Origin of the sequence: Mycobacterium sp. 1165178.9 (genome assembly GCF_001673555.1) — a bacterium.
Classification (GTDB): Bacteria; Actinomycetota; Actinomycetes; order Mycobacteriales; family Mycobacteriaceae; genus Mycobacterium.
Genome location: NZ_LZMB01000517.1, coordinates 26,540 through 33,071 on the forward strand (window position 1 = coordinate 26,540; position 6,532 = coordinate 33,071).

6 protein-coding genes and 1 pseudogene are annotated in these 6,532 nt (G+C 66.4%); 4 read left to right on the plus strand and 3 right to left on the minus strand.

From position 1 onward, the window contains the following. Positions 1-215: 215 nt before the first annotated feature. Entirely contained in the window at positions 216-1,313 is a 1,098-nt protein-coding gene (locus A5652_RS22110) for a dihydrodipicolinate reductase (protein WP_067356779.1), read from the plus strand. 23 nt (positions 1,314-1,336) lie between these two features. Continuing rightward, a pseudogene (locus A5652_RS22115) lies at positions 1,337-2,543 on the plus strand (MalY/PatB family protein). Positions 2,544-2,573: 30 nt separating this feature from the next. On the opposite strand, the gene A5652_RS22120 reads toward A5652_RS22115, so the two are convergent. Beyond that, positions 2,574-3,302 (minus strand): DUF2652 domain-containing protein, encoded by a 729-nt coding sequence (locus A5652_RS22120; RefSeq protein WP_067356782.1) that lies wholly within the window; start codon positions 3,300-3,302, stop codon positions 2,574-2,576. 111 nt (positions 3,303-3,413) lie between these two features. Here A5652_RS22120 and A5652_RS22125 point away from each other — a divergent pair, with 111 nt between their 5' ends. Next, on the plus strand, positions 3,414-4,319 hold the full coding sequence (locus A5652_RS22125) for a haloalkane dehalogenase (protein WP_067356783.1): 906 nt from the start codon (positions 3,414-3,416) through the stop codon (positions 4,317-4,319). 99 nt (positions 4,320-4,418) lie between these two features. On the opposite strand, the gene A5652_RS22130 is transcribed toward A5652_RS22125, so the two are convergent. Then, positions 4,419-5,147, minus strand: a complete 729-nt coding sequence (locus A5652_RS22130) for a 3'(2'),5'-bisphosphate nucleotidase CysQ (RefSeq protein ID WP_067356786.1) — start codon at positions 5,145-5,147, stop codon at positions 4,419-4,421. A 140-nt stretch (positions 5,148-5,287) separates the two neighbouring features. On the opposite strand from A5652_RS22130, the gene A5652_RS22135 reads away from it, so the two are divergent. After that, entirely contained in the window at positions 5,288-5,881 is a 594-nt protein-coding gene (locus A5652_RS22135; protein WP_067356798.1) for a hypothetical protein, read from the plus strand. A gap of 25 nt (positions 5,882-5,906) precedes the next feature. On the opposite strand, the gene A5652_RS22140 is transcribed toward A5652_RS22135, so the two are convergent. Further along, positions 5,907-6,532, minus strand: a 626-nt coding sequence (locus A5652_RS22140; RefSeq protein WP_197514058.1) for a thiolase family protein, incomplete at its 5' end; no start/stop codon positions are given.

Genomic DNA, 6,532 nt, shown 5'->3' on the forward strand with positions numbered 1-6,532 from the left:
CGAAGGCGGGCAAAACCCTGGTTGGCCCTCACAGCTGCACCCTAACCTAAAATTTGTTCATTAAGATAGTGCCCGCTTTCTTAAATCCTTGACCGCGGGGATACGCGGCGGTAGTTTCCAAGTCGAACGCCGGGTGGTGACGGCCACCCGCCGTTGACGTAAGGGCAACGGCCGCCCCGGCTTTCGTCGTGCGCACGCACCTGAGGAGGTACAAGATGACGGCTCATCGCGTGGTGGTGTGGGCGACGGGTGGCATCGGCTCGATCGCCATCCGCGCTATTTCGCGGCGCCCCAATCTGGACCTGGTCGGCGTGTGGGTGCATTCGGACGACAAGGTCGGCAAGGACGCGGGCGAACTGGCCGGCGGTGAACCGATCGGCCTGAAGGCCACCAACGACGCCGACGCGCTGATCGCGCTCAGGCCCGACTGCATCGTCTATGCGGCCAGCGGTCCGGAGCGTGACGCGCTGGCCATCCCGGATTACGTCAAGCTGCTCGAAGCCGGGATCAACGTCGTGACGACCAGCACCACGCGATTGGTCAACCCCCACGCCTACGAGCCCGCGGAGTGGCGCGACCAGCTGGTCGCTGCGGCCAAGCAGGGCCAGGCGTCGCTGTACGCGTCGGGGATCGAGCCGGGCTTCGCCGCCGACTATCTGCCCCTGGTGCTGTCCACCCAGTCATCGTCGATCGACAAGATTCACTCCTTCGAAATCGGCCTGTACGACGACTACGGGGTTCCCGACATCATGAGCGACGCGCTGGGCTTCGGCCGTCCGCTCGACTACCAGCCCTGGATCAGCTTTCCCGGCGCCATCGCCGGCGAATGGCAGGGACAGATCCGGTTGATCGCCGACGCGTTGGGGGTCGAAGTCCAGGAAGTCCGCGAGGGCTTCGACCGCGCCGTCACCAACCGGACGCTGGAGGTTGCGATGGGCACCGTCGAGGCCGGAACCTGCGGCGCGCTGCGGATGCAGGCGATCGGCGTGGTCGACGACCGGGAGGCCATCGTCATCGAGCACGTCACCCGGCTCGCGCACGACGTCGCCCCCGACTGGCCCACCGGGATTGGCGATCTGTCCTACCGCGTCATGATTTCCGGCGATCCGGACATCGACTGCACCCTGGGGGCGACGCTGAAGGATCCCGCCAAGGCCGGCATCGCCGGGATGACCTCCGGGGCAGGCGCCATGGTCGCCACCGCGATGCGCGTCGTCAACGCCGTGCCGTATGTCGTTGCCGCCCAGCCGGGATTGCTGAGTTCGGTGGATCTTCCGCTGACCATCCCGCACAAAGCGTTTGTCGGCGGGTAGGTCGCGCCGGTTAGTCTGCGGGCGTGACAGTTAATCCGCTGGAGGAACTGACGCTGCAGCAACTCCGGCTTCGCACCAGCATGAAATGGGGCGCGCACCCCGCCGACGTCCTGCCGCTGTGGGTCGCCGAGATGGACGTCAACCTGGCACCGACGGTGGCCGAAGCGCTACGGACGGCCATCGACAACGGCGACACCGGTTATCCCTGCGGACATGCGCTGGCTGACGCCGTCAGCCAATACGCCGCGCGGAATTGGCGGTGGCATGACCTCGACGTGCGCCGCACCGCCCTGGTTCCCGACGTCATGCTCGGTGTCGTCGAAGTGTTGCGTCTGGTCACCGATCGCGGCGACGCCGTCGTCGTCAACCCGCCGGTCTACGCGCCGTTCTACGCATTCGTGTCGCACGACGGGCGCCGTGTCATCGAGGCACCCCTCGCCGATGGGCGAATTGACTTGAACGCCTTGGAGAATGCCTTCGTTGGGGCGCGCGTGGAAGCCGGAAAGGACACGAAGGTCGCCTATCTGTTGTGCAATCCGCACAACCCGACCGGATCGGTCCACACCACCGACGAACTCCGTGCGGTCGCCGAGCTCGCCCGGCGATTCGGCGTGCGGGTGGTGTCCGACGAGATTCACGCCCCCGTCGTTCTGCCGGGCTCGCGCTTCACCCCGTTTCTCACCGTGGCGGGGGCCGAGAACGCCTTCGCCTTGATATCGGCGTCGAAGGCCTGGAATCTGTCCGGCCTGAAGGCGGCGCTGGCCATCGCCGGACCGGAGGCCGCCGCCGACCTGAACCGGATGCCGGAGGAGGTCGGTCACGGACCCAGCCACCTCGGCGTCATCGCCCACGCCGAGGCGTTCCGGAGCGGCAGCGACTGGCTCGACGCGACCCTGCAAGGCCTCGACGCGAACCGGACGCTGCTGGGTGAGTTGGTCGCCGAGCACCTTCCCGGCGTGAAATACCAATGGCCGCAAGGTACTTACCTGGCGTGGCTCGATTGCCGGGAGCTCGGGTTCGACGAAGAAGTCGTCGATGGTCTTGCGGTGGTTGCCGACCTGTCCGGGGCCGGCCCGCTGGTTCCTCGATCACGCGCGCGTGGCGCTCAGCTCCGGCCACGTCTTCGGAACCAATGGAACCGGACACGTGCGCTTGAATTTCGCCACCTCGCGAGCGATTCTCACCGAGGCGGTCTCGCGAATGGGCCGGGCGCTGTCCGACGCCCGCTAGTGGACCGCCGCCGGGCACAGGCATTTTCGGCTACGCGGAGACCTCCTCGGCGCCCCGCCCCAAGTTGCGGAACCCTTGGGCGGGCTCCTTCATGCCGAGCGTGAAGGGCAGGGTGTCGAACTCGAACCTCGTCGTCGCGCCGAGCCGACGGAAAAAGCTGCGCCGTGGCGCCGCGACGGGAACCTTTATCGCCGCAAGATCGATGTAGTGCGTCGACGTTTCTCCGATCCCATCAAAGACATGCACCAACGGCATGCACAGCTCGCGCATCGGCTCGTCGAGGCATGCCGCGACGGGATCGGTCATCAGTACGTACTCGGCAACCGGCACCATGTTTTTCAGCATCCGGTGCACCAGAATGACATCGAAGCCGGCCAGCTCGACATGGCGTTTCACCTTCTGATCCGCCACCTCGCCCACATGCACTACGAACTTCAGCGACAACTTTTCCAACTGTTCGCAACTCGCACACTCGCAGGCGATGTCGTTTTTCATCTGCTCGCGCCGCTCGAGGAACGACGCGCGCATTCGTGACAGGCGCTCGCACACCACCACTTTGGCGTGGCTGTCCGGGGCCCAGAAGAACGCGGCGTCGCCCTCGAGTTTGGCCAGCTTCAAACCCTTGCCCGCATTGATCACCGACTCCAACAGGCCCGCGACCGTCAGCTGCGCATGGGCAAGGTGCGTCCGGTTCCACTGCATGTAATGCGTGTACCCGCCGATGTCGGCTATGAGCAGAACCGCGCGCCGAATTGCCATGAACAAGTCAGTTTAGTAGGCCCGCATAGCCGGCTCAATGAATCTGCTACTAGACGAACTCGCGTCGGCGCGAGAGGCTTACAGAGGTGCCGGTTCACCGGAGGAGCTGATATGCATGTGCTGCGAACCCCAGACTCCCGATTCGAAAACTTGGAGGACTACCCGTTCGTTGGGCACTACCTTGATGTAACCGCAAGCGACACCCGGCCGCTTCGCATGCACTACCTCGACGAGGGCACGATCGAAGGGCCACCGATCGTCCTGCTGCACGGCGAGCCGACGTGGAGCTACCTCTACCGCACGATGATCCCGCCTTTGACCGACGCGGGGAACCGGGTGCTCGCGCCCGATCTGATCGGTTTCGGCCGCTCGGACAAGCCCAGCAGGATCGAGGACTACACCTACCAGCGCCATGTGGAGTGGATGACCTCTTGGTTCGAGCATCTCAACCTCAGGGACGTCACGTTGTTCGTCCAGGACTGGGGATCGCTGATCGGGCTGCGCATCGCCGCCGAGCAGTCCGACCGTGTCGGACGGCTGGTGGTGGCCAACGGTTTCCTACCCACGGCGCAACGGCGCACCCCGCCCGCCTTCTACGCCTGGCGCGCCTTCGCGCGCTACTCCCCCGTCCTGCCCGCGGGGCGCATCGTCAGCGTGGGCACCGTTCGCCGGGTGCCGTCGAAAGTGCGGGCCGGCTACGACGCGCCCTTCCCCGACAAGACGTATCAAGCCGGGGCCCGAGCGTTCCCCCAGTTGGTGCCCACCTCGCCCGCCGACCCGGCGATTCCGGCCAACAGGCGAGCATGGGACGCCCTCGGCCGCTGGGAAAAGCCGTTCCTCGCCATCTTCGGGGCCCGCGATCCCATCCTCGGACGGGCGGACAGGGCCCTGATCAAGCACATTCCCGGCGCCGCGGGCCAGCCACACGCCCGCATCAACGCCAGCCACTTCATCCAGGAGGACCGCGGCCCCGAACTGGCCGCGCGCATCCAGTCCTGGCAGCAGGCCTGGCTCTGAGCGGCGGTCAGCGGGTAGGCAGGACCATCGCGCGCCGATACGAGACATCGGAAATGCGTTGCCAGAACCACAATTTCGCGGGGCCACCTGGTGGCACCATCAGCGAGTAACCGCCAGCACGGCTTCGGCCAGTTCGGGCCGGCACACTACAAGGTCCGGCAACTTCGGGTCGGGCTGGTTGTACGCCAGTGCGGACCCGTCGATGCGCGAGGTGTGCAACCCCGCGGCTCGGGCCACCGCCACCGGCGCGGCGGAGTCCCATTCGAACTGGCCGCCGGCATGCACGTACACATCGGACAGCCCTTGGACGATCGAGGCGACCTTGGCTCCGGCGGAACCCATTTCGACCAGGACCCCGTCCAGCGCATCGCGCATGTTCAACGCGATGGCGGGTGGACGAGTACGCGACACCACGATGCGCGGCTTGCCCGGCGCCGCAGGCGGCGAATCCACGTCGGGAGTTCCCAGCGTGATGCCTTGGGCCGGTAGCGCCACGGCGCCCGCGACCAGCTCACCGGACTGCCAGAGGGCGACGTGCACCGCCCAGTCGTCGCGTCCAAGCTCAGAAAATTCCCGCGTGCCGTCCAGCGGATCCACGATCCAGACGCGGTCCGAGCGCAACCGAACCGGGTCATCGGCGCCCTCTTCGGACAGCACCGCGTCACCGGGGCGCTCCGCGGCAAGGGCCTCCATCAAGAAGTCGTGAGATCGCTTGTCCCCCGCGGCTTTCCGGTCCGCCGCTCCCGCATCGGCGAATTCTTCTCGAACCCCGAGCAGTAGCCGACCTGCATCGGTGGCCAACCGTGCGGCCAGATCATGGTCATTCATCGGCAACTCCGGGAATCCTCGAAATGTTGGTAGCGATGACCAACTTTACCCTGTCGTCGTGCCGTTTCGCCGTCACCACCCCAGCGGAAAATTTCACCCGTAATCTGGTGACCGTGAGCGGCGACGCCAACGTTTCTTTGATGGGGCGGTTGCGGCACACCTCGCGGGGGCGTGTGATCGGGGTCGGCATCGTGATGGCCGTGGTGCTGGTCGGCGTCCTCATCGTGGTGGGCGTGCAGCTGACCCAGGGCCAGCAGAGCGCGACGGCGCCCAGCACTCCGCCGTCGTCGCCGGAGAGCTTCGCCATTCCGGGCTGCTACAACCCATCCGTTCCCCCGGTCCCGCGCCCGAAGCGGCTCAACGTGTTGGGCTGCGCCAGCGTGGCCGTTGCGCTGCAGGACATGTCGTGGAGTTCCTGGGGACCGCAGGGCGCCGATGGGACCGGCACCGCGTTGTTCAAACTCTGTGATCCGAATTGCGCGGCGGGATCTCAGCTGACCGAACCGGTGGTCGTGCACGCCTGGAATCCACAGCCGCCGCGGCGCGAGGCCATCTGCCAGGTCGGCTTAAAGATTTTCGCCGACATGATCCTGGCCTTCCCCAAAGGCGTTCCACCACCAAACGTGCAAAAGATGAACACCCAGTACAACGGAAAGCCGGCCGTGCATTTCGCCAACTACTCGAGCGGCGACACGCGCGGCACCCAGTTCATCGGCTACACATTCTGTAACTAGCCGGTGCGAACTGTCTTGCGGTGGCTCACACCTCGATGACGACAGCGCCGCCCTGGCCGCCGCCGGCGCACATCGCCGCGACGCCGATGCCGCCGCCCCGGCGGACGAGCTCGTAAGCCAGGGTGGTCACCATGCGCGCGCCGGAGGCCGCGATCGGGTGACCGAGGCTGCAGCCGCTACCGGAGAAGTTCACCTTCTCCTCGTCGAGGCCGTATTCGCGACACGCCGCGATCGGCACGGACGCGAACGCCTCGTTGATCTCCCACAGCGCGACGTCACCGGGCGTCAGACCGGCGCGCTGCAACACCTTCCCGATGACCTTGACGGCACCGAGACCGCAGTCGCGGGCCGGCACCCCCGCGGCGGCCCAGGCCCTGACCGTGCCCATCACGTTGAGCTTCTCGGCCTGGGCGTAGTCACTGTCGACGAGCGCGACGGCGGCCGCGGCATCGTTGGTGCCACTACTGTTGCCCGCGGTGATCGAGAAGCCTTCGATCTCGGGGTGCAAGACCTTGAGGCCGGCCAGCTTCTCGACGGTGGTGTCGCGGCGCGGATGCTCGTCCACTGCGAACTCGGTGACCGAGCCATCGAACTGGGTGATCTTCAGCGGCAGGATCTCCTCGGCGAACTTGGCGGCGTCCTGGGCCGCGA

Coding starts and splice junctions, on each gene's coding strand:
- A5652_RS22110 (WP_067356779.1), top strand. CDS start 216: ATGACGGCTCATCGCGTGGTGGTGTGGGCGACGGGTGGCATCGGCTCG.
- A5652_RS22125 (WP_067356783.1), top strand. CDS start 3,414: ATGCATGTGCTGCGAACCCCAGACTCCCGATTCGAAAACTTGGAGGAC.
- A5652_RS22120 (WP_067356782.1), bottom strand. CDS start 3,302: ATGGCAATTCGGCGCGCGGTTCTGCTCATAGCCGACATCGGCGGGTAC.
- A5652_RS22135 (WP_067356798.1), top strand. CDS start 5,288: ATGGGGCGGTTGCGGCACACCTCGCGGGGGCGTGTGATCGGGGTCGGC.
- A5652_RS22130 (WP_067356786.1), bottom strand. CDS start 5,147: ATGAATGACCATGATCTGGCCGCACGGTTGGCCACCGATGCAGGTCGG.